Origin of the sequence: Metallibacterium scheffleri (assembly GCF_002077135.1) — a bacterium.
Classification (GTDB): domain Bacteria; phylum Pseudomonadota; class Gammaproteobacteria; order Xanthomonadales; family Rhodanobacteraceae; genus Metallibacterium; species Metallibacterium scheffleri.
Genome location: NZ_LDOS01000002.1, coordinates 1,650,618 through 1,674,365 on the forward strand (window position 1 = coordinate 1,650,618; position 23,748 = coordinate 1,674,365).

At 66.9% G+C, this 23,748-nt stretch carries 27 protein-coding genes and 1 pseudogene; 15 read left to right on the plus strand and 13 right to left on the minus strand.

Annotation, left to right across the window (positions count from 1 at the left end):
- The 3 genes from Mschef_RS12790 to Mschef_RS12800 are packed head-to-tail and all read left to right on the plus strand — an operon-like array spanning position 1 to position 1,930.
- On the plus strand, positions 1-564 hold the full coding sequence (locus Mschef_RS12790; RefSeq protein ID WP_081130026.1) for a YqgE/AlgH family protein: 564 nt from the start codon (positions 1-3) through the stop codon (positions 562-564).
- On the plus strand, positions 561-1,028 hold the full coding sequence (gene ruvX, locus Mschef_RS12795) for a Holliday junction resolvase RuvX (protein WP_081128987.1): 468 nt from the start codon (positions 561-563) through the stop codon (positions 1,026-1,028). Before Mschef_RS12790 ends, ruvX begins: the two co-directional genes overlap by 4 nt.
- Positions 1,004-1,930, plus strand: a complete 927-nt coding sequence (locus Mschef_RS12800; protein ID WP_081128990.1) for an aspartate carbamoyltransferase catalytic subunit — start codon at positions 1,004-1,006, stop codon at positions 1,928-1,930. Before ruvX ends, Mschef_RS12800 begins: the two co-directional genes overlap by 25 nt.
- 27 nt (positions 1,931-1,957) lie before the next feature.
- Here Mschef_RS12800 and Mschef_RS12805 read toward each other — a convergent pair whose 3' ends face one another.
- Together Mschef_RS12805 and Mschef_RS12810 are read right to left on the minus strand one after the other, a co-directional pair.
- Entirely contained in the window at positions 1,958-3,106 is a 1,149-nt protein-coding gene (locus Mschef_RS12805) for a PilT/PilU family type 4a pilus ATPase (RefSeq protein ID WP_081128992.1), read from the minus strand.
- A gap of 116 nt (positions 3,107-3,222) precedes the next feature.
- Positions 3,223-4,263, minus strand: coding sequence for a type IV pilus twitching motility protein PilT (locus Mschef_RS12810; protein WP_081128995.1), 1,041 nt, complete (start codon positions 4,261-4,263; stop codon positions 3,223-3,225).
- 90 nt (positions 4,264-4,353) lie between these two features.
- On the opposite strand from Mschef_RS12810, the gene Mschef_RS12815 reads away from it, so the two are divergent.
- From Mschef_RS12815 to Mschef_RS12835, 5 genes are all read left to right on the plus strand, one after another.
- Entirely contained in the window at positions 4,354-5,028 is a 675-nt protein-coding gene (locus Mschef_RS12815; protein ID WP_277921481.1) for a YggS family pyridoxal phosphate-dependent enzyme, read from the plus strand.
- 111 nt (positions 5,029-5,139) lie between these two features.
- Positions 5,140-6,006 carry a pyrroline-5-carboxylate reductase gene (proC, locus tag Mschef_RS12820; RefSeq protein ID WP_081128996.1) on the plus strand — a complete coding sequence of 289 codons (867 nt, stop codon included), beginning with the start codon at positions 5,140-5,142 and terminating at the stop codon, positions 6,004-6,006.
- Positions 6,003-6,584, plus strand: coding sequence for a YggT family protein (locus tag Mschef_RS12825; RefSeq protein ID WP_081128999.1), 582 nt, complete (start codon positions 6,003-6,005; stop codon positions 6,582-6,584). Before proC ends, Mschef_RS12825 begins: the two co-directional genes overlap by 4 nt.
- A gap of 7 nt (positions 6,585-6,591) precedes the next feature.
- Complete coding sequence (locus Mschef_RS12830) at positions 6,592-7,032, plus strand: DUF4426 domain-containing protein (protein WP_081129002.1); 441 nt, start codon at positions 6,592-6,594, stop codon at positions 7,030-7,032.
- A gap of 5 nt (positions 7,033-7,037) precedes the next feature.
- Positions 7,038-7,736: a histidine phosphatase family protein gene (locus tag Mschef_RS12835; protein WP_081129005.1), complete on the plus strand. Its 699-nt coding sequence runs from the start codon at positions 7,038-7,040 to the stop codon at positions 7,734-7,736.
- 6 nt (positions 7,737-7,742) lie between these two features.
- Here the strand turns inward: Mschef_RS12835 and Mschef_RS12840 are convergent, their stop codons facing one another.
- Positions 7,743-8,537: an ABC transporter substrate-binding protein gene (locus Mschef_RS12840; protein ID WP_242426560.1), complete on the minus strand. Its 795-nt coding sequence runs from the start codon at positions 8,535-8,537 to the stop codon at positions 7,743-7,745.
- Positions 8,538-8,547: 10 nt separating this feature from the next.
- Positions 8,548-9,147, minus strand: a complete 600-nt coding sequence (pdxH, locus tag Mschef_RS12845) for a pyridoxamine 5'-phosphate oxidase (protein WP_081129011.1) — start codon at positions 9,145-9,147, stop codon at positions 8,548-8,550.
- Positions 9,148-9,202: 55 nt separating this feature from the next.
- On the opposite strand from pdxH, the gene Mschef_RS12850 reads away from it, so the two are divergent.
- The gene (locus tag Mschef_RS12850; protein WP_176212458.1) at positions 9,203-10,135 is read left to right on the plus strand and encodes a kinase; all 933 of its coding nucleotides are present in this window, start codon (positions 9,203-9,205) and stop codon (positions 10,133-10,135) included.
- Here the strand turns inward: Mschef_RS12850 and Mschef_RS12855 are convergent.
- From Mschef_RS12855 to Mschef_RS12865, 3 genes are all read right to left on the minus strand, one after another.
- A complete protein-coding gene (locus Mschef_RS12855) occupies positions 10,083-10,430 on the minus strand; it encodes a YbjQ family protein (protein ID WP_081129013.1) in 348 nt (115 codons plus the stop codon). The genes Mschef_RS12850 and Mschef_RS12855 overlap by 53 nt on opposite strands.
- A gap of 3 nt (positions 10,431-10,433) precedes the next feature.
- A complete protein-coding gene (locus Mschef_RS12860; protein ID WP_081129016.1) occupies positions 10,434-11,138 on the minus strand; it encodes a response regulator transcription factor in 705 nt (234 codons plus the stop codon).
- A 111-nt stretch (positions 11,139-11,249) separates the two neighbouring features.
- On the minus strand, positions 11,250-12,098 hold the full coding sequence (locus tag Mschef_RS12865) for an NAD-dependent epimerase/dehydratase family protein (protein ID WP_081130028.1): 849 nt from the start codon (positions 12,096-12,098) through the stop codon (positions 11,250-11,252).
- A 36-nt stretch (positions 12,099-12,134) separates the two neighbouring features.
- Here Mschef_RS12865 and Mschef_RS12870 point away from each other — a divergent pair, with 36 nt between their 5' ends.
- Both Mschef_RS12870 and aroB read left to right on the plus strand, forming a co-directional pair.
- Positions 12,135-12,689, plus strand: a complete 555-nt coding sequence (locus Mschef_RS12870) for a shikimate kinase (RefSeq protein ID WP_081129019.1) — start codon at positions 12,135-12,137, stop codon at positions 12,687-12,689.
- Positions 12,686-13,771: a 3-dehydroquinate synthase gene (gene aroB / locus Mschef_RS12875; RefSeq protein WP_081129022.1), complete on the plus strand. Its 1,086-nt coding sequence runs from the start codon at positions 12,686-12,688 to the stop codon at positions 13,769-13,771. The genes Mschef_RS12870 and aroB overlap by 4 nt, the downstream gene beginning before the upstream one ends.
- A gap of 33 nt (positions 13,772-13,804) precedes the next feature.
- On the opposite strand, the gene bla is transcribed toward aroB, so the two are convergent.
- On the minus strand, positions 13,805-14,689 hold the full coding sequence (gene bla / locus Mschef_RS12880) for a class A beta-lactamase (RefSeq protein ID WP_081129025.1): 885 nt from the start codon (positions 14,687-14,689) through the stop codon (positions 13,805-13,807).
- 79 nt (positions 14,690-14,768) lie between these two features.
- The gene (locus Mschef_RS12885) at positions 14,769-15,635 is read right to left on the minus strand and encodes a CPBP family glutamic-type intramembrane protease (protein ID WP_081129028.1); all 867 of its coding nucleotides are present in this window, start codon (positions 15,633-15,635) and stop codon (positions 14,769-14,771) included.
- Positions 15,636-15,806: 171 nt separating this feature from the next.
- Here Mschef_RS12885 and Mschef_RS12890 point away from each other — a divergent pair.
- The 4 genes and pseudogenes from Mschef_RS12890 to Mschef_RS12905 all read left to right on the plus strand — a co-directional run bounded on the left by Mschef_RS12890 (position 15,807) and on the right by Mschef_RS12905 (position 18,235).
- A pseudogene (locus Mschef_RS12890) lies at positions 15,807-16,074 on the plus strand (WGR domain-containing protein).
- Positions 16,049-17,137 carry a uroporphyrinogen decarboxylase gene (gene hemE, locus Mschef_RS12895; RefSeq protein ID WP_081129033.1) on the plus strand — a complete coding sequence of 363 codons (1,089 nt, stop codon included), beginning with the start codon at positions 16,049-16,051 and terminating at the stop codon, positions 17,135-17,137. Before Mschef_RS12890 ends, hemE begins: the two are co-directional and overlap by 26 nt.
- A 514-nt stretch (positions 17,138-17,651) precedes the next feature.
- Entirely contained in the window at positions 17,652-17,948 is a 297-nt protein-coding gene (locus Mschef_RS12900; RefSeq protein WP_197686785.1) for a nucleotidyltransferase family protein, read from the plus strand.
- Complete coding sequence (locus Mschef_RS12905) at positions 17,945-18,235, plus strand: hypothetical protein (RefSeq protein WP_081129036.1); 291 nt, start codon at positions 17,945-17,947, stop codon at positions 18,233-18,235. Before Mschef_RS12900 ends, Mschef_RS12905 begins: the two co-directional genes overlap by 4 nt.
- Before the next feature lie 859 nt (positions 18,236-19,094).
- On the opposite strand, the gene Mschef_RS18470 is transcribed toward Mschef_RS12905, so the two are convergent.
- From Mschef_RS18470 to Mschef_RS12925, 4 genes are all read right to left on the minus strand, one after another.
- A complete protein-coding gene (locus tag Mschef_RS18470; protein WP_081129042.1) occupies positions 19,095-20,048 on the minus strand; it encodes a J domain-containing protein in 954 nt (317 codons plus the stop codon).
- A gap of 92 nt (positions 20,049-20,140) precedes the next feature.
- Positions 20,141-20,572, minus strand: coding sequence for a hypothetical protein (locus Mschef_RS17300; protein ID WP_136256471.1), 432 nt, complete (start codon positions 20,570-20,572; stop codon positions 20,141-20,143).
- 184 nt (positions 20,573-20,756) lie between these two features.
- A complete protein-coding gene (locus Mschef_RS12920) occupies positions 20,757-21,812 on the minus strand; it encodes a 2-oxoacid:ferredoxin oxidoreductase subunit beta (RefSeq protein WP_081129045.1) in 1,056 nt (351 codons plus the stop codon).
- Positions 21,813-21,843: 31 nt separating this feature from the next.
- Positions 21,844-23,682: a 2-oxoacid:acceptor oxidoreductase subunit alpha gene (locus tag Mschef_RS12925; RefSeq protein WP_081129048.1), complete on the minus strand. Its 1,839-nt coding sequence runs from the start codon at positions 23,680-23,682 to the stop codon at positions 21,844-21,846.
- Between the last annotated feature and the right edge of the window lie 66 nt (positions 23,683-23,748).

Consider the following 23,748-nt stretch of genomic DNA (forward strand, 5'->3'; position numbering starts at 1 on the left):
ATGATTGCAACCAGCACGCTTACCGGCCACCTGCTGATCGCCATGCCCGGGCTGCGCGATCCCGATTTCGAGCACACCGTCACGCTGATCTGCCAGCACAGCGAGGACGGCGCGCTCGGCTTGGTGGTCAATCGGCCCTCCGATTACCACCTGCAGGATCTGCTGCAGCAAATGGACATCAGCACCGACGATGACCCACTCGCGCAGCAGGCCGTGTTGGCCGGTGGCCCGCTGCAGCGCGAGCGCGGCTTCGTGCTGCACAACCCGGATGGCCACTGGGCTTCGAGTTATGCGATCGATGAACGCCTGATGCTAACCACCTCGCGCGATATTCTCGAAGCCATTGCCGCCGGGCACGGACCGCAACAGATGCTGATCGCACTGGGTTATGCCGGCTGGGAGCCAGGCCAGCTTGAGCGCGAATTGCGCGACAACGCCTGGTTGACCGTGGCCGCCGACAACGAATTGCTGTTCGAGGTGCCGCTGGAACAGCGCTGGATCGCCGCTGCAGCGCGCATGGGCGTGGACGCGCAGCGCCTCACCCACTACGCCGGCAACGCATGAGCGCAGCCCCCGACGCGCGCGTGGGCAATGTACTGGGCTTCGATTTCGGCCTGCGCTGCATCGGCGTGGCCGTGGCCACGACCCTCACCGCCAGCGCGCGCCCGTTGCTGGCGCTGGCGGCGCACGCAGGAGTCCCGGACTGGAATGAACTCGATGCGCTGCTGCGCGCCTGGAGCCCGCTGGCGCTGGTGGTCGGGCTGCCGCTGGATGGCGATGGCAGCGAGCAGCCGATCACACGCGCCGCGCGCGCCTTCGCCACGCAACTGCAGCAGCGCTACCGCATCGACGTGCACCTGTGCGACGAGCGCCACAGCTCGCAGGAGGCCGCGCGCCGCTTCGCCACGCAGCGCGCGGCCGGGCAGCGACGCAAGCGCGATGCCGCGCAGCTCGACGCGCTGGCGGCAGCCGTCATCCTCGAATCCTGGTTGAGTGAGCCCTCATGCACCCGCACCTGCGCCATCTGATCACGTTGCAAAACCTCAACGCGGCAACGCTGGTGCACCTACTCGATCGCGCCGAGGCGCTGCGCGTGGCCAGCGCCCATGGCACGCGCAAACTCGACCTGCTGCACGGGCGCACGGTGCTCAACCTGTTTTTCGAAGCTTCCACGCGCACGCGCACCTCGTTCGAGCTGGCCGCGCGCCGGCTCGACGCCGACGTGGTCAATTTCGATATCGCCAATTCCTCGACCAACAAGGGCGAAACCCTGCTGGACACGCTGCATACGCTCGAGGCCATGCATCTGGATGCGCTGATCGTGCGCCACCGCGAGGGCGGCACACCCGATTTCATGGTGCGCCATGCCGCCAGCGGGGTCAGCGTGATCAATGCCGGCGACGGCCATCACGCGCACCCGACCCAGGGCCTGCTGGATGCGTTGACCGTGCGTCAGCACCGGCGCAACTTCGATGCGCTGACGGTGACCATCTGCGGTGACGTCCTGCATTCGCGCGTGGCGCGCTCCGACGTGCACGCCTTCAGTACTCTCGGCGTACGCGAGCTGCGCCTGTGCGGACCGCGGGCGCTGTTGCCCGGCGCCGAGGAATTCCCCGGCTGCGTGCTCGGCGATGATTTCGACGCCATGGTCGCGGGCAGCGACGTGGTCATCATGCTGCGCCTGCAGAAAGAACGCATGATCGCCACCCTGTTGCCCGACGAGGACGCCTATTTCGCGCGCTACGGGCTGACCAGCGCGCGCCTCAAGCGCGCCGCGCCTGGCGCGCTGGTGTTGCATCCGGGCCCGATCAATCGCGGCATCGAGATTGCCTCGGAAGTGGCCGACGGCGTGCAGTCGCGCATCCTCGAACAGGTCGCCAACGGCGTGTTCGTGCGCATGGCTGTGCTGGCGGAATTGCTGGCGCGCTGAAGGCGATACGGTGGCAGCGCGACACGCTCAGCGGCGCAATTCGTTGGGCGTCGTTTCGAGCAACTCGACCTCACCCAGTCCCTGCGACAGCGTGTTGGCATCACCACCCTGCGCCAGCTTGATGCTCAAGCGCACCTCGTTCGAACTGTCGGCGTGGCGCAGCGCGTCGTCGTAGGTGATCTCGCCAGCGTGGTACAGCTCGACCAGGCTCTGATCGAACGTGCGCATGCCGAGCTGGGTGGATTCCTTCATCACTTCCTTGAGCTTGTGGATCTCGCCCTTGCGGATGTAGTCGGACACCAGCGGTGTGCCCAGCATGATCTCCACCGCCACGCGTCGCGCCTTGCCATCGGGCGTGGGGATCAACTGCTGCGCGATCACCCCCTTCAGGTTGAGCGAAAGGTCCATGAACAACTGCTCGCGCACGTCGATCGGGAAGAAATGGATGATGCGTTCCATCGCCTGGTTGGCATTGTTGGCGTGCAGCGTGCACAACACCAAGTGCCCGGTTTCCGCGAAGTTGACCGCGTGGTTCATGGTCTCGCGCGTGCGCACCTCGCCGATCATGATCACGTCGGGTGCCTGGCGCAGGGTGTTCTTCAGCGCGTTGTCCCAGCTGTCGGTGTCGATGCCGAGTTCGCGCTGGGTGATGATGCAGCCCTCGTGCTTGTGCACATATTCGATCGGGTCCTCGATCGTGATGATGTGGCCGGTGGAATTCTGGTTGCGGTAACCGATCATCGCCGCCAGCGACGTGGATTTGCCCGCGCCGGTGGCGCCGACGAAGATGATGATGCCACGCTTGGTCATCGCCAGCTGCTTGAGGATTGGCGGCAGGTTGAGCTCCTCCACCGTGGGGATGCGCGTCTCCAGGCGGCGCAGCACCATGCCCACGCAATTGCGCTGGTAGAACGCACTCACGCGGAAGCGGCCGACGCCGCTGAGGCTGATGGCGAACTGGCACTCGTGGGTCTTCTCGAACTCCTCGCGCTGCGCCGGCGTCATCACGTTGAGCACCATGTCACGCGCCTGGCTGGCGGTGAGCGGCCCCTGGGTGATCGGCGTGATGCGGCCATTGATCTTGATCGACGGCGCGACGCCCGCGGTCACGAACAGATCCGAGGCCTTCTTGTGCGCCATCAGCTTGAGATAACTGGTGAAATCCGGCGTGCTCATCGCACCCTCCCGAAATGCGCCGCATGCCGCGGCGCGGCCAACCGTTGGTCCAGCATGGCGGCAAGCGCCATGCCCCCTTGCAACGCTACACCCGTGGCGCTGACCGCGCGAGCGCCTCAGGCCCTGAAAATGTCCTTGTTCTTGGCGTATTCCAGCGCATTCTGGCGCGTGATGGAGCCGCGCTTGACCATGTCCTGCAGGCACTGGTCCATGGTCTGCATACCGTACTGTTGACCGGTCTGGATGGACGAATACATTTGCGCGACCTTGTCCTCGCGGATCAGGTTGCGGATCGCGGGGATGCCGACCATGATCTCGTGCGCGGCGATGCGCCCACCGCCGACTTTCTTCAGCAGTGATTGCGCGACCACCGCGCGCAGGCTCTCGGACAGCATCGAGCGCACCATGGGTTTCTCGCCGGCCGGGAACACGTCGATGATGCGGTCGATGGTCTTGGCCGCGCTCGAGGTATGCAGCGTGGCGAATACCAGGTGCCCGGTTTCCGCCGCGGTCAGCGCCAGGCGAATGGTTTCGATATCGCGCATTTCGCCGACCAGGATGAAATCGGGATCCTCGCGCAGCGCCGAGCGCAACGCCTCGTTGAAGCCGTGCGTGTCGCGGTGCACCTCGCGCTGGTTGATCAGGCATTTCTGCGAGGTATGCACGAACTCGATCGGATCCTCGATGGTGAGGATGTGCCCGTAGTTGTTCTTGTTGACGTAATCGACCATCGCCGCCAGCGTGGTCGACTTGCCCGAACCGGTCGGTCCGGTGCACAGGATCAGGCCCTGCGGCTGGTCGATCAGATCCTTGAAGATCTTCGGCGCGCCCAGGTCCTCCAGCGTCCATACCTCGGATGGAATCGTGCGGAACACCGCCGCCGCGCCGCGGTTCTGGTTGAAGGCGTTGACGCGGAAACGCGCCAGACCGGCGATCTCGAAGGAGAAGTCGACTTCGAGGAATTCCTCGTAGTCGCGGCGCTGCTTGTCCGACATGATGTCGTAGATCAGCGCGTGCACTTGCTTGTGCTCCAGCGCCGGCACGTTGATGCGGCGCACATCACCATCGACGCGGATCATCGGCGGCAAGCCCGCCGACAAATGCAGATCCGAAGCCTTATTCTTGACCGAAAATGCGAGCAGCTCGGCGATATCCATGCGCGACTCCCCCTTCACCGCCGGTGGCGGCATCGACAGCATCAGTTTTCAGTATAGCCCGGCGCAGCAAGGCCGCAGCAGGTACCGCGCTTGAACGCGGGGTGTATCACGCTTGAGGCGATACGCGCGCGTATCGCCACGGCGGAAGGACCCGCGGGGCCGGCGACCACGCTGCTCGCCGTGTCCAAGACCCAGTCGGCCAGCGCGGTGCGCGCCCTCGCCGCCTGCGGTCAGCGCCAGTTCGGAGAAAACTACGTGCAGGAGGCCTTGGCCAAGCAGCGCGAACTGGCCGACCTGGGCCTGGAATGGCATCTGATCGGTCCGCTGCAGTCCAACAAATGCCGCGAGGTCGCGCAGCATTTCGACTGGCTGGAAAGCCTCGATCGCGTCAAGTTGGTGGCGCTGCTGGATGCCGCCCGCCCGCCCGCGCGGCCACCCTTGAACGTGCTCATCCAGGTGAATATCGACGACGAGGCGAGCAAATCCGGATGCATGCCCGAGCAAGTCGCCGAGCTTGCCGGTCTTGTCGCGCAGGCGCCAAGACTGGTCCTGCGCGGGCTGATGGCGATCCCCGCGCCCGCCGCCGACCACGCACGGCGCGCAGCTGCCTTCCGCCGCATGCGCGCGCTGTTCGATGCGTTGCGCGCGCGGCATCCCGGCATCGACACCTTGTCGATGGGCATGAGCGATGATTTCGAACTGGCCATCACCTGCGGGGCGACCGAGGTGCGCGTGGGTAGTGCCTTGTTCGGGCCGCGCGGGTAGCACCCGGCAAGGCCGCGCCATGACGGCGCAGTGCGCACCCATGCAGCCACTGTCGCAACCGATATGCCCCTAGAATCCGGCACCTGAAGTTCCCCCATTGCAGACACCCGCATGCAGCCACCAGCGCCCGAGTCACCAGCCCCTGATCTCGAGTCCCGACGCATCGCCTTCCTCGGCGGCGGCAACATGGCGCGGGCGCTGATCAGCGGGCTGCTGCGCGGTGGCGTGGCAGCCACCGACGTGCGCGTGGCCGAACCACGTGCCGAGGCGCGCATGGAGCTCGCGCAGCGCTTCGCCATCGACACGCACGCCGACAACGCCGCCGCGGCACGCGACGCCGCGCTGTGGGTGCTGGCGGTCAAGCCGCAGGTGTTGCGCGAGGTCTGCACCGCGTTGGCAGGGCTGGCGCAAGCCCAACATCCCGTGGTGCTGTCGATCGCGGCAGGTATTCGCAGCGCGCAGATCGCCCGCTGGCTGGGCGGCGACATCGCCGTGGTGCGCGCCATGCCCAACACGCCGGCGCTGCTGGGCGCGGGCGCCACCGGCCTGTACGCCAATGCGCACGTGGATGCTGACGGCCACACGCTGGCCATGCGCGTGATGCAGGCGGTGGGCCTGTGCCACTGGATCGAGGACGAGGCGCAGATGGATATCGTCACCGCGCTTTCGGGTTCCGGCCCGGCATATTTTTTCCTGCTGGCCGAAGCACTCGAGGCCGCCGCCGTGGCGCGGGGATTGCCGCAGGACATCGCGCGCGCGCTGGCCGCGCAGACCTGTCTCGGTGCCGGGCGCATGCTGGTCGAAGACGGCGCCAGCGCCAGCGAATTGCGTCAGCGCGTGACCTCGCCCGGTGGCACCACCGCAGCCGCGCTGCAAGCCTTTGCCGCGGGCGGATTCACCGCGCTGGTAGCCGACGCGGTCGGCGCGGCGACACAGCGCGGCGCCGAGCTGGCCGCGCAGGCCGAGGGCGCGGCATGAGCGGATATCTGGTCAGCGCAGCGCAAATCCTGATCACGTTCGTGTTCGGCGCGGTGATGGCGCTGTTCATGCTGCGCCTGCTGGCGGAGATGGCACGGGTGAACTTCTACAACCCGATCTGCCAGTTCCTGTTTCGCGCCACCCACGTGCTGGTCACACCGCTGCGCCGCTTCGTGCCCAGCGTGCGCCGCATCAGCCTGGCACCGCTGCTGCTGGCCTATGTCGCGGCGATACTCAAGATGCTGCTGCTGACACTGCTGGCCGGGGTATTGCCGCACGCACTAGGGCTGCTGCTGATGGCCGTGGCCGATCTGCTCGACTTCATCCTGGTGCTGTACATGGCCATCATTTTCGCCGCCGCGCTGATGAGCATGTTCGCGGTCGAGGAACAGCATCCGCTAGTGCCCTTCATCAACCAGATCGCCACACCGGCACTGCGCCCGTTGCGGCGCATGCTGCCGATGCTTGGGGGCCTGGATTTCTCGCCGGCCATCGCCATTTTGATCATCCTCCTGGCACGCGCGCTGCTGGTGCAGCCGCTGCTGGATTTCGCGCAGCGCCTGGCGCTGGGTCTCTGAGTCCGCCATGCGCGCCTGCGTCCGCTCCACCCTCGTCGCGCTGCTGCTGCCATTCCTGCCGCTGACCACGCTGCACGCGGCCGACGCGGTCAAGGCGCAGGGCTACGCGATCTATTACAGCGCGGTGGCCACCGACACCATCCCCGCGCAGGTCGCCGCGCGTCACGGCCTGCGCCGCGCGGCCGATGAAGGCGTGGTCAACATCAGCGTGATGCGCGGGCCGGATGCCGCGCGCGGCACACCAGTCGCGGCCACGGTGCGCGGCGCGGCCTACACGCTGCTGGGCAAGCGCATCGCGCTGAGCTTTCGCGCGGTCGATGATGCGGGCATGGTGTATTACCTCGCCGCGCTGCATATTCCGCGCCCGGACACGCTGCGCTTCGTGCTCACGGTGACCCCGGCGGGTGCCGCACCGATCGCGGTGGATTTCAGCCGCGACTTCCCCTGACGCGCATGCGCGCGCTGTTGATCCGCCACGCGCAGGCCGAATGGGGCGGCGCCGACTACGACCAGCTCAGCGCGCTGGGCATGCAGCAGGCGGCGGCGCTGGCGCAGTGGCTCGCGCGGGAATCCGGCTGGCGACCGCGGCGCCTGATCGGCGGTCCGCGCCGCCGCCATCAACTGACGCTGCAGGCCATCCGTGCTGCCGTGCTGGCGGCATGCGGCGCGGCGCCCGCCATCGAGATCGCGCGCGACTGGGACGACGCCGATGCCGCCGCGTTGCTGGCCGCGTTTCGCCGCGCACAACCGCAGGCGCCGGAACTGGCCTGGGTTACGCCGGGAGCCAGCCCGGCGCAGGCACGCGCCCTGCTCACGGCGGTGTTCGCGGCCTGGCGCGATGGCGCGCTGGATACGTACATGCCGGAAACCTGGGCCGCATTCGCCGCGCGCATCGCGCGCGCACGCCAGGCACTGATGCAGGATGACGCCGCCACCGACGTGATCGTGGTCAGCTCGGCGGGCGCGATCGCGCGTTGCGCGCAGGCCGCGCTGCAACTCGATGACGCCGCGATGGTGGCGCTCAATATCGGGCTGGACAATACCGCGCTCAGCGAATTTTGCGCGGACGCTGGCGCCTGGCAACTGCTGCGCTGGAACTGCCTGCCGCACTTCGCCAACGGCGCGACGCGCGCGCTGGCCAGCACGCACTGACGCGCCTCAGTCGTCGCGCGGCGCCCACGCGCGGATGTGCGCATGCAGCGCATCCAGGCCATCGAACAACGCCGCCGGACCGGGCTGCAGGATGATCGGCGACTTGATCTCGAAGACCTGCCGCGCGCGCACCGCGCCGAGCATGTCCCAACCTGGACGCGCGGCGACCTGTTCGGGACGAAAGCGTTTGCCGCACCACGAGCCGAAGATGATCTGCGGATCACGCCGCACCACTTCGCCGGCATCGGCGAGGATGCGGTTTTTCGCCAGCGGCTGCGTGGCCAACTCCGGAAACACATCCACGCCACCGGCGATGCGCAACAACTCGGCCACCCACTGGATGCCGGTGATGATGGGATCGTCCCACTCCTCGAAATACACGCGCGGGTGGCGCGGCAAGGCCGCCGCCGCAGCGCGCACCGCGTCCACGTGCGCGGCGGCGCGGTGCGCATACAGTCCGGCGGCATCGCCAGCGCCGACCAGCGCGCCGAGACGGCGGATGTAATCGAGGATGCCGGCCACGCTGCGGTGATTGCTGATCCACACTTCGACCCCGGCGCGAATCAGCGCCTGCGCGATGTCGGCCTGGATATCGGAAAACCCGATGGCCATGTCCGGCTGCAGCGCGAGGATGGCGTCGATCTTCGCGCTGGTGAACGCGCTGACCCTGGGCTTTTCCTTGCGTGCCCGCGGCGGCCGCACGGTGAAACCGCTGATGCCGACGATGCGATCCTGCTCGCCCAGCGCGTACAGCACCTCGGTGGGCTCCTCGGTCAGGCAGACAATGCGGCGTGGACCGATCACGACCGGCTCACGGATACAACAAACGCTCGCGCCAGACATCGGCGAAGCGCTCCCAGCGGCGGCGCTCGTGCAGGCGGAACTCGCGGCCATGCCACACCTCGACCACATCCGGCAGCACGCGATAACCGCCCCAGTGCGGCGGGCGCGGCACGTCCTTGCCGGCGAACTGCTGCTCATAGTCGGCCACGCGCGCATCGAACGCGGCGCGATCGGGCAGCGTCTGCGACTGCAGCGAGGCCCAGGCGCCGATCTGGCTGCCGCGCGGCCGCGTCGAAAAATAGGCGTCGGATTCATCGTCGTGCAGACGCGAGGCGCGACCCTCCACGCGCACTTGCACGCCGCCGGCCTTGACCTCGCCCAGATGCTTCCAGTGCAGGCACAGCGCCACTTCGGCGTGGGCGCGGATCTCCTCGCCCTTGGCACTGCGGTAATTGGTGTAAAACCGCAAACCATCGGCCTCGATCCCCTTGAGCAACACGATACGGGCGTGGGGGCGGCCATCACCGCTGACGGTGGCGAGGGTCATCGCGGTGGCCTCGGGGTCAGCGCAGGCGCGCGCCTGATCGAGCAGGTCGCGCAGGTATTGCAACAGTTCGGGGTTGAGCATGGTGTCCTTGAAGAGTGCGGCTGCAGCCCGACCGTTCCCGCGGCGAGCTCAGGCATTGAAGGCGCGGGATGCTAACACGGCGACCGCGGCGCTGGCCGCGCGTCTGTGGCCGTACGTCGCAGCCCTGCTGCGCGCGCGGCGCACGCCGCTGCGGGTGGGCATCTCCGGCCTGCAGGGCAGCGGCAAGAGCACGCTGGCGACGGCGCTGCTGCGCGTGGCGCGGCAGCATGGCGTGGGCGCCGTGCGGCTCGCGCTGGATGATGCGTATCTGGGCCGCGCGGCGCGGCGGCGCATGGCGCGCACGCGGCATCCGCTGTGGCTCACGCGCGGTGCGCCAGGCACGCACGACGTGGCACTGCTGCGCGCGACGCTGCGCGCATTGCACCACGCCAGCGTCGCGCAGCCGGCGTGTCTGCCGCGCTTCGACAAGGGCCGTGACACGCGTCGGCCGCCTTCGCGCTGGCCGCGCGTAACCGCCGTGCCGGCGTTGATCGTGCTGGAAGGCTGGTGCCTGGGCGTGCAGCCGCAATCAGCGGCGCAACTGCTGCATCCGCTGAATGCACTGGAACGGCACGAGGACCGCGACGGCCGCTGGCGGCGCGCGGTCAATGCGGCACTGGCGGCCTATGCGCCGCTGTGGGACGCGCTCGATCTGCGCATCCTGTTGCACGCGCCCGGCTTTGCCGTCGCCAGTCGCTGGCGCGCACAGGCCGAGGCGGCACTGCGCACGCGCGCGGCACCGCGTGCGATGGGCAGCGCGCAATTGCGCCGCTTCATGCAGCACTACCAGCGCCTGAGCGAGCACGCGCTGGTCACGTTGCCGCGCTGGGCGGATGTGCGCGTGGATCTGGATGCGGCACACGGCGCGGGCGCGCTGCGCGTGGCGCGGCAACCGCGCGCGCGGCCGGCTCAGAGGCCGAAAAATTCACAGCCTCTCAGGGCGCCGGCTCGACCACCACGGCGGTGCCGTAGGCCAGCACCTCGGTGACGCCCTCGGCCACATCGTTGGCGTCGTAGCGCATCGCCAGCACGGCGTTGCCGCCCATCGCCGCGGCGTGCTGGCACATCAGCTCGAAGGCTTCCTCGCGCGCTTTTTCGCACAGCTCGACATACAACGTGATGTTGCCGCCGACCAGGGTCTGCAGCGCCGCGCCGATGTTGCCGATGACGCTGCGCGAGCGCACCGTGAGCCCGCGCACGATGCCCAGCGTGCGCAGCACGCGGTAGCCGTGCAGCTCGTTGGCGGTGGTGACCGCGCCGTGCGGGATCATGTTCGCGCCCATGGCTCAGACCTGTTCGAGTCGGTAACCGTGCTGGTACACGGCGGTCAATTTCCAGCCGTGCTCACCGCTGAGCGCGAGCTTCTTGCGCAGGCGGCTGATGTGCGTGTCGACGGTGCGCGTGGTCAGGCCGGGACTGAGATTCCACACCTGTTCCAGCAGCGCCTCGCGACTGACGATGCGGCCGTGGCGGCGAAACAGATAACTGGCCAGGTCAAACTCGCGCTGGGTCAGGTCGAAATCGTCCGCGCCGATGCGCACGCGGCGCTTGGTGAAATCGATGGTGTACGGCGGCACGTCCAACTGCGCGGCAGCGTCGATTTCGGCGCCGCCACGGCGGCGCAGCACCGCGGCCACGCGCGCCAGCAGCTCGGCCTGCTTGGGTGGCTTGACCACGTAATCGTCGGCGCCAGCCTCCAGCCCGCGCACGATGTCGGTTTCGGCCGCGCGCACGGTGAGAAACACCACCGGCAGGTTGGGATTGCCGGCGCTGCGGATCCACTCCAGCACTTCCAGGCCGCTGGCATCGGGCAGCATCCAGTCCAGCAGCAGCAGATCGATCGCCTCGTGGCCGAGACTGCGCCGAAACTCGGCGGCCTTGGCGAACAGCAACGCCTCGTAGCCGGACTTTTCCAGCCAGATCTGCACCAGACCGGACTGCTCGGGATCGTCCTCAAGCACGCCGACCACGTAACTGTGCTGCTTGTTCATCCGTGGCGTTCCTCTGTGTGTGGCATCCACCAGGCCCCCGTCAACGACCACCGCCCTTGCGTACAAAACAGCAGTCACGGCAGGGCTTTGCGCGCGCAGTGTAACAAACTGTCACGCCGGATCGACGCGCAACGCGGCGTAGCCGGCGCGCGTATCCGGCCAGCGCGGTGCCCAGCCGCTGGCGCGCAGGCGCGCGTTGCGCAGACGCTTGTTGCCGATGCCGGGCGGTGGTGGTCCGATGCCCGGTGCCGGCGCGCGCAACTGCTGCGCCAGCGCCGCGTACAACTCGTGCAGCGGCAACGGCGTGTCGTCGACGCCCAGATAGACCGATGCCGCGTCTGGCAGCGCCAGCAGATGCGCAAGCGCCGCGGCGGCGTCATCGACCTGGATGCGGTTGGCATAGAACGGTGGATCGCGCGGCACGCGCGCGGTTCCGTTGCGCAGATCGTCGAGCAACTGCGTGCGTCCCGGCCCGTACAGGCCGGCCAGGCGCAACACCACGCCGCGCGACTCACCCAGGCGCGCGAGCAGCAGCGCCTCGGCTGCGAGCAGGATCGCGCCGTTGAACCCCAGCGGCGCGGGCGGCGTGTCCTCGTCCACCCATGCGCCGGCGTGCTCGCCGTACACCGCGCTGGAGGTGACCAGCACGCAGCGCTGCAGCGCCGGTTCATCCAACGCATCCAGCAAGTTCGCCAATCCAGCAAGGTAGACCGTTCGATATGCGACCGCTTCACGCGCAAGCGGCGCCGGCAAAAACACCACGCGACGGATGCCGCGCGGCAACGCGCGCAGCGACGCGGCATCCGCCAGATCCGCGGCGAATCCGGGCAAGCCCGGCGCCAGCGCGGCCACGTTGCGGCGCAGGCACAGCACGCGCTGCCCATGCACCTGCAGCAGTGCGGCGAGGCGCATGCCGACATCGCCGCAGCCGGCGATCAGGACCGGCGCTGCGTCAGGCATTTGGTCCGGCACCCCGCTTGCGGTCTAATCATGGCCATGAATCCCTCGCTGAATCTGTTGCTGATCGGCCCGACCGGCGCCGGCAAGACCACGCTGGGTCGCTGGCTGGCCCCGCGCCTCGGCGTGCCCTGCGTCGACCTGGACCGCGTCATTGAGGCGCAGGCCGGGCAGCCGGTGCGCGAGATTTTCGCGCGCGAGGGCGAGACCGGCTTCCGCGCCCGTGAAGCCGCGGCGCTGCGCGAACATAGCACGCATGCCGGCGCGCTCCTGGTGTGCGGCGGCGGCATCGTGACGCAGGCGGAGAACCGCGCGCGACTGCGTGCGCACGGCTTCGTGCTGTGGCTGCAGGTGAGCGCGGCCACGCGCACGCGGCGCCTGGCCGACGACACCACGCGCCCGCTGCTGGCCGGTGCCGATCTGCTGGCGCGCCTGCAGCAACTCGACGCCACGCGCGCGGCCTGGTATGCCGAGTGCGCCGACGCGGTGCTTGATGAAATCCCCGACGAACCCGCCGATGCGCTGGGTGCGCGCGCGCTGGCGCTGCTGCACGCGCGCTGGCAGCGCCGCGCCGGCGCGGCGGCCTCCGCATGAGCGCGGTGCGCGAGATCGAAGTGCGCCTCGGCGCGCGCGGCTACAGCATCCGCATCGGTCGCGGCCTGCTCGACGATGCCACGCTGTGGCGTCCGCTGCTGCGCGGCCGTCACGCGCTGATCGTGACCAACACCAGCGTCGCGCCGCTGTATCAGGCGCGGTTGCAACCGGCTTTGGCCGACCTGCACTGGCGCGCGCTGGCGCTGCCCGACGGCGAGGCGCACAAAACCCTCGCCTCGGTGGCCCGCATCTGGGACGCGCTAGCCGAACTCGGCGCCACGCGCGACGCCTGCATTCTCGCGCTGGGCGGTGGCGTGGTCGGCGACATGGCCGGCTTCGCCGCCGCCTGCTGGATGCGCGGCATCGATTGCGTGCAGATGCCCACCACGCTGCTGGCCATGGTCGATTCCGCCGTGGGCGGCAAGACCGGCGTGGATCACGCCGCCGGCAAGAATCTCATCGGCGCGTTCCATCAACCGCGCCTGGTACTGGCCGATCTGGCCACGCTGGACACCCTGCCGCCGCGCGAATACCGCGCCGGCCTGGCCGAGATCGTCAAGATCGGCGCATTGGGCGACGCCGCGTTCCTGGCGCAGCTCGAACATGACCCCATGGCCTTGAACGCGCGTGAGGATGCGGCCCTGACTCATGCCATCGCCCATGCCTGCGCCTACAAGGCCGGCGTGGTGATGCGCGACGAGACCGAACAGGGCGAGCGCGCCCTGCTCAACTTCGGCCACAGCTTCGCGCACGCGCTGGAAACCGTCACCGGCTACAGCACGCTGCTGCATGGCGAGGCGGTGGCCATCGGCATGGTTCTCGCGGCGCGGCTGTCGGCGCGGCTGGGCCACGCGCCGATGGCCGATGCGCAACGCCTGGCCGCATTGCTGCACGCGCTGGACCTGCCCACGCAACCGCCGCCCGGCCTCGATGCCGATGCCTTGCTGGCGGCGATGCGCCTGGACAAGAAGAACCGCGCCGGCACGCTGCGTCTGATCCTGTGGCGCGGCGCCGGTCAGGCCTTCATCGCCGCCGATGTCGACGCGGACCACGTGCGCGCATCCTGGGTCCGCAACGCCTGAATCCGCCGCCGCCTCGTCGCGAGGGCTGCCCGCCTAGGCCCAGGGCGTATCGACGATGGCGCGCGCGACCGCGGCGATGGCCGCATGGCGCTGCGCCTCGGCCACCCGCGTCTGCGTGAGGTAGACGGCCACCACCACGGGACGCTGGCCGGGCGGCATCAGCAGGCCCACGTCGTTGCTGCTGCCGTAGCCACCCGAGCCGGTCTTGTCGGCCACGCGCCAGTGCGCCGGCACGCCCGCGCGCAACTTGCCGTCGCCGGTCCTGCAGGCTTCCATCCAGGCCAGCAAGCGCGCACGCGAGTCCGCATGCAGCGCATCGCCCAGCAACAAGCGGCGCAGATCGCCAGCCATCGCATCGGGCGCGGTGGTGTCGCACGGATCGCCGGGCGTGGCCTCGTTCAGTGCCGTCTCGTAACGGTCCAGTCGCGTCACGCGGTCGTCCAGGCCGCGTGCAAACCGCGTGATCGCCGCGGGGCCGCCCAGCGCCTCGAGCAGCAGGTTCGCCGCGGTGTTGTCGCTGATTTCCAGCGCCGCCGCGCACAGTGCGTCCACGCGCATGCCTTCGCCGCCGACGTGGCGTTCGGTCACCGGCGACCACGACACCAGCTGGTGCGCGTCGAAGCGGATGCGCCGATCCAGTCGCTCCTGCCCGGCGTCCACGCGCTGCAGCATCGCCGCCACGGCCAGCACCTTCCAGGTGCTGCACATGGGGAAACGCTCGCCACCGCGATGGCTGGCATGCAGGCCCGTGCGCAGATCGAGCATGGCGACGCCGAGGCGCCCACCACTGGCCGCTTCGATGCGCGCGAACTGCCGTTGCAGACGCAGCGGCGGCGGCGCGGCGGCGGCGGCACCACGCCACAGGCCTGCCAGCGGCGCCAAGGCCAGCGCCTGCATGAATTGACGTCGGGTCGGCATCGGGGCTTCGTTCCTGTCCGCGTTGGCCGCGCCTCCGCAGCCTGGCCATCACGCTAACACGGCGGCCGGATCGCCGACCTCAAGCCACCGCGGACTGTGGACGCAGCACGCCGCGCCGGAACAGAAAAAACAGCCCGCGCACGATCATCGCCAGCATCAACAGTGAAAACAATCCGGCCAGGATCTTCATCGGCACACCCAGCGCGGCGGCGTGATGCGTCCACGCCACCAGCACCAGAGCCCAGTCGAAAGCCAGATGCGCGGCGATGCTCCAGCGCAGGCCGTACTGCACGCGCAGATGGGTCAGCACCAGGCCCGCCATCAGTTGCGGCAGGGTCAGCCACAACAGCCAGAACTGGTAGCCGACGCCGAAATTGAACATATGCGCGGCCGCGAACAGCAGCACGCTGGTCCACACCGCCCATGGCGCGAAACGGCGCATTCCGCGCAACAAGCCGCGCCGCGCGACCCAGGCCACGCCCGCCAGCAGCGCCGCGATCGGCAAGCCGATGAGCAGGTTGAGGAAGTAATGCAGCGCGATGTCGTGCGGCAGCAGCGGAGGCGTGCCCGCCAGCGTCCGCACGCCCTGGATCACCTGCCCGGCCACGAACACGCCGGCAAAGCCCAGCCCGATCGCGAGGGCACGCGGCGAGGTGGACAGAAAACAGCGGAACGTCAATTCCTCCAGCACCGGCGCGACCAGCAGCAGGGCCGCAAACCGCCACGAAGGATGACTGACCATGTGCATGATGAAACGGTCCGCGGGCAGCGCATGTCCGAGCAGATGCAGCGCGCCAACGCTGACCGCCTCTCCCATGTAGGACAGCACCAGCATCAGGCACACCCAGCCGATCCAGTCACCGATGCGCAAGCGCGCGAAAGGGTCGCTGGCAAGCTGCGGATGGCGCCAGAACTCCAGCAGGGACGGTGCCCGAGACTGATCCATATCCTCACCTGGAGACGCGTTGCGGCATGGCTGGGACAACGCCCATGCCGCCGGGTTCCGCGCGCCGCGCTCACACTTGCGTCATCCGGCGACCGCCTGCCGCGCGCGACGCGCCTCGGCGCGGGCAGGCAAACCGCTACAATCGCATTCCCTCTTTCCAGTCTCCATGCGATGCGCCTGTACCTGCAAACCCTGCCCGATGGCGCCGCGCCGCAGCGCTACTACCAGCTTGCCCTGGAACAGGATCTGCTTGGCGGCTGGACGCTGGTGCGCGAATGGGGCACGCCGGGCGCCAAACCCGGCGGACGCCGCGAGGTGTATCTGGAGCGCGACGCCGCCCTGGCCGCGTTCGAGGCCGCGCGCGATGCGCAGATCCGGCGCGGCTTCCGCGTGATGTTCGCGCAGGGCGCCTGATGGCCCTGCCGGTCGCCGCCGATGATCCGCGCCGCACGCGGTTTCTGCGCGCGCTGCGCCGCGAGCCCACCGATACCACGCCGGTCTGGTTGATGCGCCAGGCCGGGCGCTATCTACCCGAGTACCGCGCCACCCGCGCGCGCGCCGGCAGTTTTCTGGTCTTGGCCAAGACGCCCGAACTGGCCTGCGCGGTGACGCTGCAGCCGCTGCTGCGCTACGACCTCGACGCCGCGATCCTGTTCTCGGACATCCTCACCATCCCCGACGCCATGGGCCTGGGCCTCGGCTTCACCGAGGGCGAAGGCCCGCATTTCGCGCGCCCCGTGCGCAGCGCCGCCGACATCGCACGCCTCGGCGTGCCCGATCCCGAGGGCCCGCTGCGCTACGTGATGGACGCGGTGCGCCTGGCCCGCCGCGAGTTGGACGACCGCGTGCCGCTGATCGGCTTCGCCGGCAGCCCGTGGACACTGGCCTGCTACATGGTCGAGGGCGCCGGCTCGCGCGATTTCGCCCGCGTCAAGGCCATGGCCTGGAACGACCCCGCCAGCCTGCACCGCCTGCTGGGCACGCTGGCGCAGGCCGTCGCCGACTACCTCGCCGCGCAGGTCGCCGCCGGCGCGCAGGCGTTGATGGTGTTCGACACCTGGGGCGGGCTGCTGGCGCCGTCGATGTTCGCCGAGTTCTCGCTGCGCTACCTGGCCGAGATCGCCCAGCGCCTGCGCGCGCATCCGCACGCCGGCAGCGTGCCACTGATCCTGTTCGCCAAGGGCGTGCATGGCAGCGGCCAGCTCGAAGCCCTGGCCGACACCGGCTGCACCGCACTGGGCGTGGACTGGACGATCCCTCTCGGCGAAGCCCGCCAGCGCGTGGGCGCGCGCGTGGCGCTGCAAGGCAATCTCGATCCGACCGCGCTGCACGCCGGGCCTGCGGCGATCGAGCACGAGGTGGCCGCCCTGCTGCAGGCCTTCGGCCCGCATCCCGGCCATGTGTTCAACCTCGGCCACGGCATCACCCCCGGAGTCGATCCCGAGCGCGTCGCTGTGCTCGTGGAGGCCGTGCACCGGCTGGGACAGCGCACGGCGGCATAGCCGGCCACAGCGCATCGATGTCCGGCATTTCGCTTGCCCACCTGACCGCTGACCCGTGTTCAGCGGCCTGCATCCTGACCCATGTTTTTGTCGTCATGCGCCATCGCGTCGGAGGTCATGCAGCGCAGTGAAACACCGCGCCGGCTGGCTCCGGTCCGCTTGGGTCGCGTTATGCTTGTAAGCTGGCAGGGCGCCATTTCAGAAAAGTCCAACTTGACCCCTGTTTTGGCGCGACGACCCGCGCTACCAGGCCATGGTTTCGGCAGCCGAGGCGCGGCTGGCTGCGAAAGGGGCAGAGGCGATCAAGTCCGGTTGATGGGCCGTTCCCATTGCGGGGTACTTCGCGAAGTCAAAGCCCAGAACAAACGGAAGTGGCTCTGACCCGCTTTGCGGACCCGCTTTGCGTTGGCACTCTGACCCCGGTTTCGCTTGGCCCTGCCCGCCACTCGATGTCACGGTTACACTGGGAGCGTGGGCTGCTCCGATCGTTGGCGCATCACCCCGCCGTGAGGCCATGACCATGTTGCTGGACACCTTGCACGCACGAAGAGACGCCATCCACGCCGCGTGTCGTCAGTATGGCGCCCGTCGTATCCGTGTGTTCGGCTCGGTTGCGCGCGGCGAGGAGCGGCCTGACAGCAACATCGATTTCCTGGTGGATTTCCCGCGCGGCTACGACCTGTTCGCCCAGCGCCTGCCGCTTGCCGAGCGCCTGACCCAGATCACCGGCCGCCGGCTCGATCTGATTCCCGAACACGAACTCAGCCGTCACCTGCGCGAAGCTGTGCTGAAAGAAGCCATCGAGCTGTGAGCAAGGCCTGGCAGGCATACGCTCGACACGTTCTCGATACCATCGAGAAAATCCGGCGTATCCAGCAACGTGGCGATCTGACGCAAGACGAAATGCTCTACGACGCCACCCTGCGCAATGAACAAAGCGGGTCAGAGCCACTTCGCTCGCCTGTAAGGGGCTCTGACCCAGTTATGGAAAAGTCCAACCTGACCCCTGTTTTTGGTTTTGATGAGTCGTCAGATCGGGATGCCATCGCGCCGATCAAGGTATCGCAGGACAACGCTACGGAGCCTTCGAACGAATGACCCTGTGTGCCTTGACGAACCAAGTTTCAGCCTCAATTCCTGTTTGAGGTGGCAAACCGGACACGTCAAGAGTATGCAAGTGGTCAGCTGCGGCAGTCGGAGTTTGCTCATGCAACCAGGACATAGGGTATAGCCGCGCTCAGCTGGGTCGAGGAGCGATCGCACCCGAACGAATTGCCCGAGGGCGATGCGGTATTGAAGCTCTGTTAACCAGGTGACGGCTGGACGCTTGAGATACCCGAGATAGGTAGTCTCGGTGGAAGATGCAACAACGTAGAATTTAGTGCGGGTCCGCTCGCATGTGCGCTTCATTATCGGGCCAAAACCGGCCAGAATTGCTGTCGTGTCAGTAAGCTCCTCATTCCGTCGGTCAGGGGCCAAGCAGATGCCCCGCATCGCCAGAAAGACATGGGCAAACTCGTGCGCCATTATGGAAGCAACTCCTTCTGGATCTTCGCGATATCGCACATTGATCTCGATAAAGTACGCACGTCCTCGAATGGTCACCCGCCCGGCTGCATCACGCAAATGAACGAACCGAAAATCTCCGTGCTCAAGCGCAAGTCCATACCGCTCAGCTGTGAGTCTAGCCAAGCGAATCGCATATCGCACGTGACACGTAGCCCTTGTATTTTGCGACCAGTTCCGGAATGAAGGTTTCTCATGTGCAGCAGGTTCTGGCAATTCGAACACTGGCGGTCGAGCAACGCGCTGTCTTCCAAGCGCGCCGACAGCGAGACGAACGTAATCTGCCTCAACGGGCCTGTCCATCATCGAAGTGCCCCTCCCTCATGAGTCGGCGTTAGCGTCCTCAAAGCCAAGTGTGTTGTGCTTGAGTGTGCAGCCGACAATTATTAAGCTAAAACTGCGACGCTGAGATTGGATGTATCTGCATATTGCCGTTGGGTACCTTATATAGGGTCATGGTTATCTTGCTGAACTGTGTACCATCGTCTTCTGGAGTTTCTTGAAGTTCGAACGGGTCGGTTCGCCACAAGCTTCCATTTGATAGATCATCGTAGCGGATGTCGTAACTGCCAGCCGTGATATGCGTAAGAGTAAAGATTCCGTGCGCTGGTATGTAGAATGCGCGAACTGGGCGTTCCGTATTGCCACCAAGCGACACTAGCTTTACGAAGACATCGGCGGTATTTTGCCCGTTATCTATCGTCACGGTCGATAGCCCATTGATGTGCAGGTGTTTGTATCCGTCAACGTAGCCGGCCGCGTTCGGCCATGGGGCACCGTTGGGTGCGTGAGATGGTCGGACATAGCTAGCAGCGGGCACTGGCGTTTGGGCCGCACGTTCCTGGCCCGTATGCTCGACTTGCGGCGTGTCGGACGTCCCACTCGCTGGCGCGACTACAAGATCCTGAACATAGGGCTTTGCCGGTTCCATCTGAGTTGGTTGGGGCTCGTACGTTACCCACACACCAACCGCGATCGCGGCTAGCAGGAACAAACTCCAGCGCCTGCGCAAATAAGCGCCCGCGGCACTTACTTTTGACGCGAGCTGGAACCACCAAGCGAGCTTCGGTACCAGTACAGTACCCGGTTGCCGACTAAACTCCGCATCTGGGGCGCTTCCGCGCTCTTGCTCATGTATCCAGAGGTCATGTTGCGTGCGTCTTTCTGGGTTTGAAAGTACCTCGTATGCCATGTTAACTAGCTTGAGAACCCGGGCAGCCTCTGTGCTCTCCGGATATCTTCGCGGCGAATACCTGTCAACAAGTACTAAGTAGGCAGCACGAATAACTTCCGGCGACGCATCGCGTGCGACCTTCAAGTTATCGTAATGAGTATGGACGCGCATGGCCAAATATAACTTAACGTGGAGTCAATCGGCACTGCACGGCTCTATCGCGCAGCATCCAGCGACCGAAGGGAGTGGGGTTGAGCGTAGTGTTATGCATTAGTTTTATTTTCGAAGACGTTGACGTAATGTGCTTCGAGGTCATCACGTTCACCCAAGAGATGTTTTCTGATCTTTTTAATTATCGACCGTAGGTTATCTGAGCCTGGTTTATGGGCTAGTGTATTGGACAGGTCACGAGCCAATTGTGGCGGTAACCAAAGAAAGGCCTGAAACGACAGTTGATTGAGGCGATGGTAATCAAGATCTTTTGTGTCTTTGATCCATTCAGCCATTAGATCCGCTACCAACTCAGCTCTAAGACGCACTTCAAGATCATTTTCGAATTTGGATAATTTTTTGTCGTATTCATGTTGGATTGATAACTCAATACGCTTCTCAATCCAAGTTTTTGTTAGAAATACAATAATGCCAAGTAGAAAAGTGGCTGTAATTGCACCTGAGGCAAATGAGTAGAAATCCATGACTTATCCTAAGATGCATAACGCTTGAGGTAAGCGGTGCGCGTTTTTTGCGCGTCCGCTCGACCGAATAGTTGGACGGTACTATCCGCGGACAACCCACACATAAACGAGCATCGCTGCGAGAACATCAAAACAGGGGTCAGAGTGCACTTTTGTCTCCATGGCTTTGAACTCAACGCCGCCCTCACCTTAAGCCCTTATTGATCTTCTCCAGCACCGCCGCGCCGGGGCACAGCTCGCGCTCGCCCAGGGTGTTGAACGGCGCGTCCACGGTGTCGAGGTGGGCGTGCAGGTCGCGGGCTTCGGGATCGACGTAGAGCAGGCCGGTGACGACTTCGCCCTTGGCCTGGTGGGCTTGCAGGTAGTTCATCGCGCCGACGCGGTCGTGGGCGTCGTAGTCGGTGTGCAGCTTGTGCAGGCGCAGGACGCTGCCGTCGTGCTGTTCGACCTCGATGGTGTCGCCGTCGGCGTAGTCGACGGTGATTTCCGTGCGCGCCGGCATGATGTCGAGGCGGTTGACGGCCTCGTTGTGTTCGCGCACGTATTCGTAGCTCTTGGTGCTGCCGGCGTGGTTGTTGAAGGCGACGCAGGGGCTGATCACGTCGATGAAGGCGGCGCCCTTGTGCGCGATCGCGGCCTTGATCAGCGGCACCAGTTGGCGCTTGTCGCCGGAGAAGCCGCGGGCGACGAAGCTGGCGCCGAGCATCAGCGCCATGCCGACCATGTCCAGCGGGCTGTCGGTGTTGGTCACGCCTTTCTTGGACACCGAGCCCGGATCGGCGGTGGCCGAGAACTGGCCCTTGGTCAGGCCGTACACGCCGTTGTTCTCGACGATGTAGGTCATGTCGACGCCGCGGCGCATGACGTGGGCGAACTGACCCAGCCCGATCGAGGCCGAGTCGCCGTCGCCGGACACGCCCAGATACAGCAGCGTGCGATTGGCGAGGTTGGCGCCGGTCAGCACCGAGGGCATGCGCCCGTGCACGGTGTTGAAGCCGTGCGACTGGCCGAGGAAATAATCCGGCGTCTTGCTGCTGCAGCCGATGCCGGAGAGCTTGGCGACGCGGTGCGGCTCGATGTCCAGCTCCCAGCAGGCCTGGATGATCGCCGCCGAGATCGAGTCGTGGCCGCAGCCGGCGCACAGGGTGGACACCTTGCCCTCGTAGTCGCGGCGGGTGTAGCCGATGGCGTTGCAGGCCAGGGTCGGGTGGTGCAGCTTGGGTTTGGCGATGTAGGTCATCTCGGGTCACCTGCTCTTATGCGGCCCACGTTCATGCCACCCGGCCGGCGTGCAGCGCGGTCACGCCGTACGCGCCGGCGTGCTTGCCGATCGCGCCGGCGATGAAGCGCGCGGTGATCGGCGTGCCGTCGTAGTGCAGCACCGGAACCAGCTTGGCCGGGTCGATGCCGAAGGCGTCGACGATCAGGCTGCGCAACTGGCCGTCGCGATTCTGCTCGACGATGAACACGCGCTCGTGCGCGGCGATGAAGTCGCGCACCGCGTCGGGGAAGGGATAGGCGCGCACGCGCAGGGTGTCCAGCGCGATGCCGTCCGCCTGCAGCGCATCGATGGCCTCGGCCATCGCCGGGCTGGTGGAGCCGAAGAAGATCGCGCCGTGCGGCGTCGGTCGCGGCGCCGCGCGCAGGATCGGTGCCGGCACCAGGCTGCGCGCGGTGTCGAACTTCTGCAGCAGGCGCTGCATGTTGTAGACGTAGTCGGGGCCGCGCTCGGAATAGCGCGCGTAGGCGTCGCGCGAGGTGCCGCGGGTGAAGTAGCTGCCGCGCGTCGGATGCGTGGCCGGCAGCGTGCGCCAGGGGATGCCGTCGCCGTCGACGTCCTTGTAGCGGCCGAAATCCTTGCCGGCATCGAGCTCTTCCGCCGTCATCACCTTGCCGCGGTCGTAGCGGCGCGCATCGTCCCAGGCGAACGGCGCGCACAAGCGCTGGTTCATGCCGATGTCGAGGTCGGTCATCAGGAACACCGGCGTCTGCAGGCGGTCGGCCAGATCCAGCGCGGTCGCCGCGAACTCGAAGCACTCGTGCGGGTCCTCGGGCAGCAGCAGCACGTGCTTGGTGTCGCCGTGCGACGCATGGGCGCAGGCCAGCAGGTCGGATTGCTGGGTGCGCGTCGGCATGCCGGTGGACGGACCGCCGCGCTGCACGTCGATGATCGTCACCGGAATCTCGGCGAAGTAGGCCAGTCCGATGAACTCGTTCATCAGCGAGATGCCGGGGCCTGAGGTGGCGGTGAAGGCGCGCGCGCCGTTCCAGCCGGCGCCGACCACCATGCCGATCGAGGCGATCTCGTCCTCGGCCTGCACGATGGCGTAGCGGTTCCTGCCCGTGTCGGGGTCGACGCGCAGCTTCTGGCAGTACTTCTGGAAGGCTTCCGCCAGCGACGAGGAGGGCGTGATCGGATACCACGCGCAGACGCTGGCGCCGCCGTAGACGCAGCCCAGCGCCGCGGCGCTGTTGCCGTCGATGAAGATGCGCCCGCCCACGGCGTCGGCCTGGCGCACGCCGAGGCCGATCGCCGGCAGGCTTTGACTCGCGTAGTCGTGGCCGAGGTGCAGCGCGTGCACGTTGGGCGCCAGCAGTTTGGGCTTGCTCTTGTACTGCTCGGCGATCAGCGCCTCGATCACGGCGAGATCGATCTGCAGCAGCGCCGCCAGCGCGCCGACGTAGATGATGTTCTTGAACAGCTGGCGCTGGCGCGGATCGTCGTAGGTGCCGTTGCAGATCTCGGTCAGCGGCATGCCGAGCACGCTGATGTCGGCGCGGAACTTCGCCGCCGGCAGCGGCCGCGTGCTGTCGTAGAACAGATACCCGCCGGGCTCGATCTCGGCGAGGTCGGCGTCCCAGGTCTGCGGATTCATCGCCACCATCAGGTCGACGCCGCCGCGGCGGCCGAGATGGCCGGCCTCGGTGACGCGCACTTCGTACCAGGTCGGCAGGCCCTGGATGTTGGAGGGGAAGATGTTGCGCGGGCTGACCGGCACGCCCATGCGCAGGATGGACTTGGCGAACAGCTCGTTGGCCGAGGCCGAGCCGGAGCCATTGACGTTGGCGAACTTGACCACGAAGTCGTTGACCGCCTCGATCGGCTTCATGCGCGGGCTCCGCAGATGCAGGCGTTACGGCACGCGCAAACCCCCGCCCGGCCTGCGGCCACCCGC

What these genes read in the sequence shown, in the direction of transcription:
- Mschef_RS12885 (WP_081129028.1), bottom strand. Translation starts at nt 15,635, where the DNA reads ATGGATCAGTCTCGGGCACCGTCCCTGCTGGAGTTCTGGCGCCATCCG.
- Mschef_RS12800 (WP_081128990.1), top strand. Translation starts at nt 1,004, where the DNA reads ATGCACCCGCACCTGCGCCATCTGATCACGTTGCAAAACCTCAACGCG.
- ruvX (WP_081128987.1), top strand. Translation starts at nt 561, where the DNA reads ATGAGCGCAGCCCCCGACGCGCGCGTGGGCAATGTACTGGGCTTCGAT.
- Mschef_RS12925 (WP_081129048.1), bottom strand. Translation starts at nt 23,682, where the DNA reads ATGAAGCCGATCGAGGCGGTCAACGACTTCGTGGTCAAGTTCGCCAAC.
- Mschef_RS12870 (WP_081129019.1), top strand. Translation starts at nt 12,135, where the DNA reads ATGAATCCCTCGCTGAATCTGTTGCTGATCGGCCCGACCGGCGCCGGC.
- aroB (WP_081129022.1), top strand. Translation starts at nt 12,686, where the DNA reads ATGAGCGCGGTGCGCGAGATCGAAGTGCGCCTCGGCGCGCGCGGCTAC.
- Mschef_RS12835 (WP_081129005.1), top strand. Translation starts at nt 7,038, where the DNA reads ATGCGCGCGCTGTTGATCCGCCACGCGCAGGCCGAATGGGGCGGCGCC.
- Mschef_RS12810 (WP_081128995.1), bottom strand. Translation starts at nt 4,263, where the DNA reads ATGGATATCGCCGAGCTGCTCGCATTTTCGGTCAAGAATAAGGCTTCG.
- Mschef_RS12860 (WP_081129016.1), bottom strand. Translation starts at nt 11,138, where the DNA reads ATGAACAAGCAGCACAGTTACGTGGTCGGCGTGCTTGAGGACGATCCC.
- hemE (WP_081129033.1), top strand. Translation starts at nt 16,049, where the DNA reads ATGGCCCTGCCGGTCGCCGCCGATGATCCGCGCCGCACGCGGTTTCTG.
- Mschef_RS18470 (WP_081129042.1), bottom strand. Translation starts at nt 20,048, where the DNA reads ATGCGCGTCCATACTCATTACGATAACTTGAAGGTCGCACGCGATGCG.
- Mschef_RS12855 (WP_081129013.1), bottom strand. Translation starts at nt 10,430, where the DNA reads ATGGGCGCGAACATGATCCCGCACGGCGCGGTCACCACCGCCAACGAG.
- Mschef_RS12805 (WP_081128992.1), bottom strand. Translation starts at nt 3,106, where the DNA reads ATGAGCACGCCGGATTTCACCAGTTATCTCAAGCTGATGGCGCACAAG.
- Mschef_RS12865 (WP_081130028.1), bottom strand. Translation starts at nt 12,098, where the DNA reads ATGCCTGACGCAGCGCCGGTCCTGATCGCCGGCTGCGGCGATGTCGGC.
- Mschef_RS12825 (WP_081128999.1), top strand. Translation starts at nt 6,003, where the DNA reads ATGAGCGGATATCTGGTCAGCGCAGCGCAAATCCTGATCACGTTCGTG.
- bla (WP_081129025.1), bottom strand. Translation starts at nt 14,689, where the DNA reads ATGCCGACCCGACGTCAATTCATGCAGGCGCTGGCCTTGGCGCCGCTG.
- Mschef_RS12830 (WP_081129002.1), top strand. Translation starts at nt 6,592, where the DNA reads ATGCGCGCCTGCGTCCGCTCCACCCTCGTCGCGCTGCTGCTGCCATTC.
- Mschef_RS12920 (WP_081129045.1), bottom strand. Translation starts at nt 21,812, where the DNA reads ATGACCTACATCGCCAAACCCAAGCTGCACCACCCGACCCTGGCCTGC.
- Mschef_RS12900 (WP_197686785.1), top strand. Translation starts at nt 17,652, where the DNA reads ATGACCATGTTGCTGGACACCTTGCACGCACGAAGAGACGCCATCCAC.
- pdxH (WP_081129011.1), bottom strand. Translation starts at nt 9,147, where the DNA reads ATGCTCAACCCCGAACTGTTGCAATACCTGCGCGACCTGCTCGATCAG.
- Mschef_RS17300 (WP_136256471.1), bottom strand. Translation starts at nt 20,572, where the DNA reads ATGGATTTCTACTCATTTGCCTCAGGTGCAATTACAGCCACTTTTCTA.
- proC (WP_081128996.1), top strand. Translation starts at nt 5,140, where the DNA reads ATGCAGCCACCAGCGCCCGAGTCACCAGCCCCTGATCTCGAGTCCCGA.
- Mschef_RS12790 (WP_081130026.1), top strand. Translation starts at nt 1, where the DNA reads ATGATTGCAACCAGCACGCTTACCGGCCACCTGCTGATCGCCATGCCC.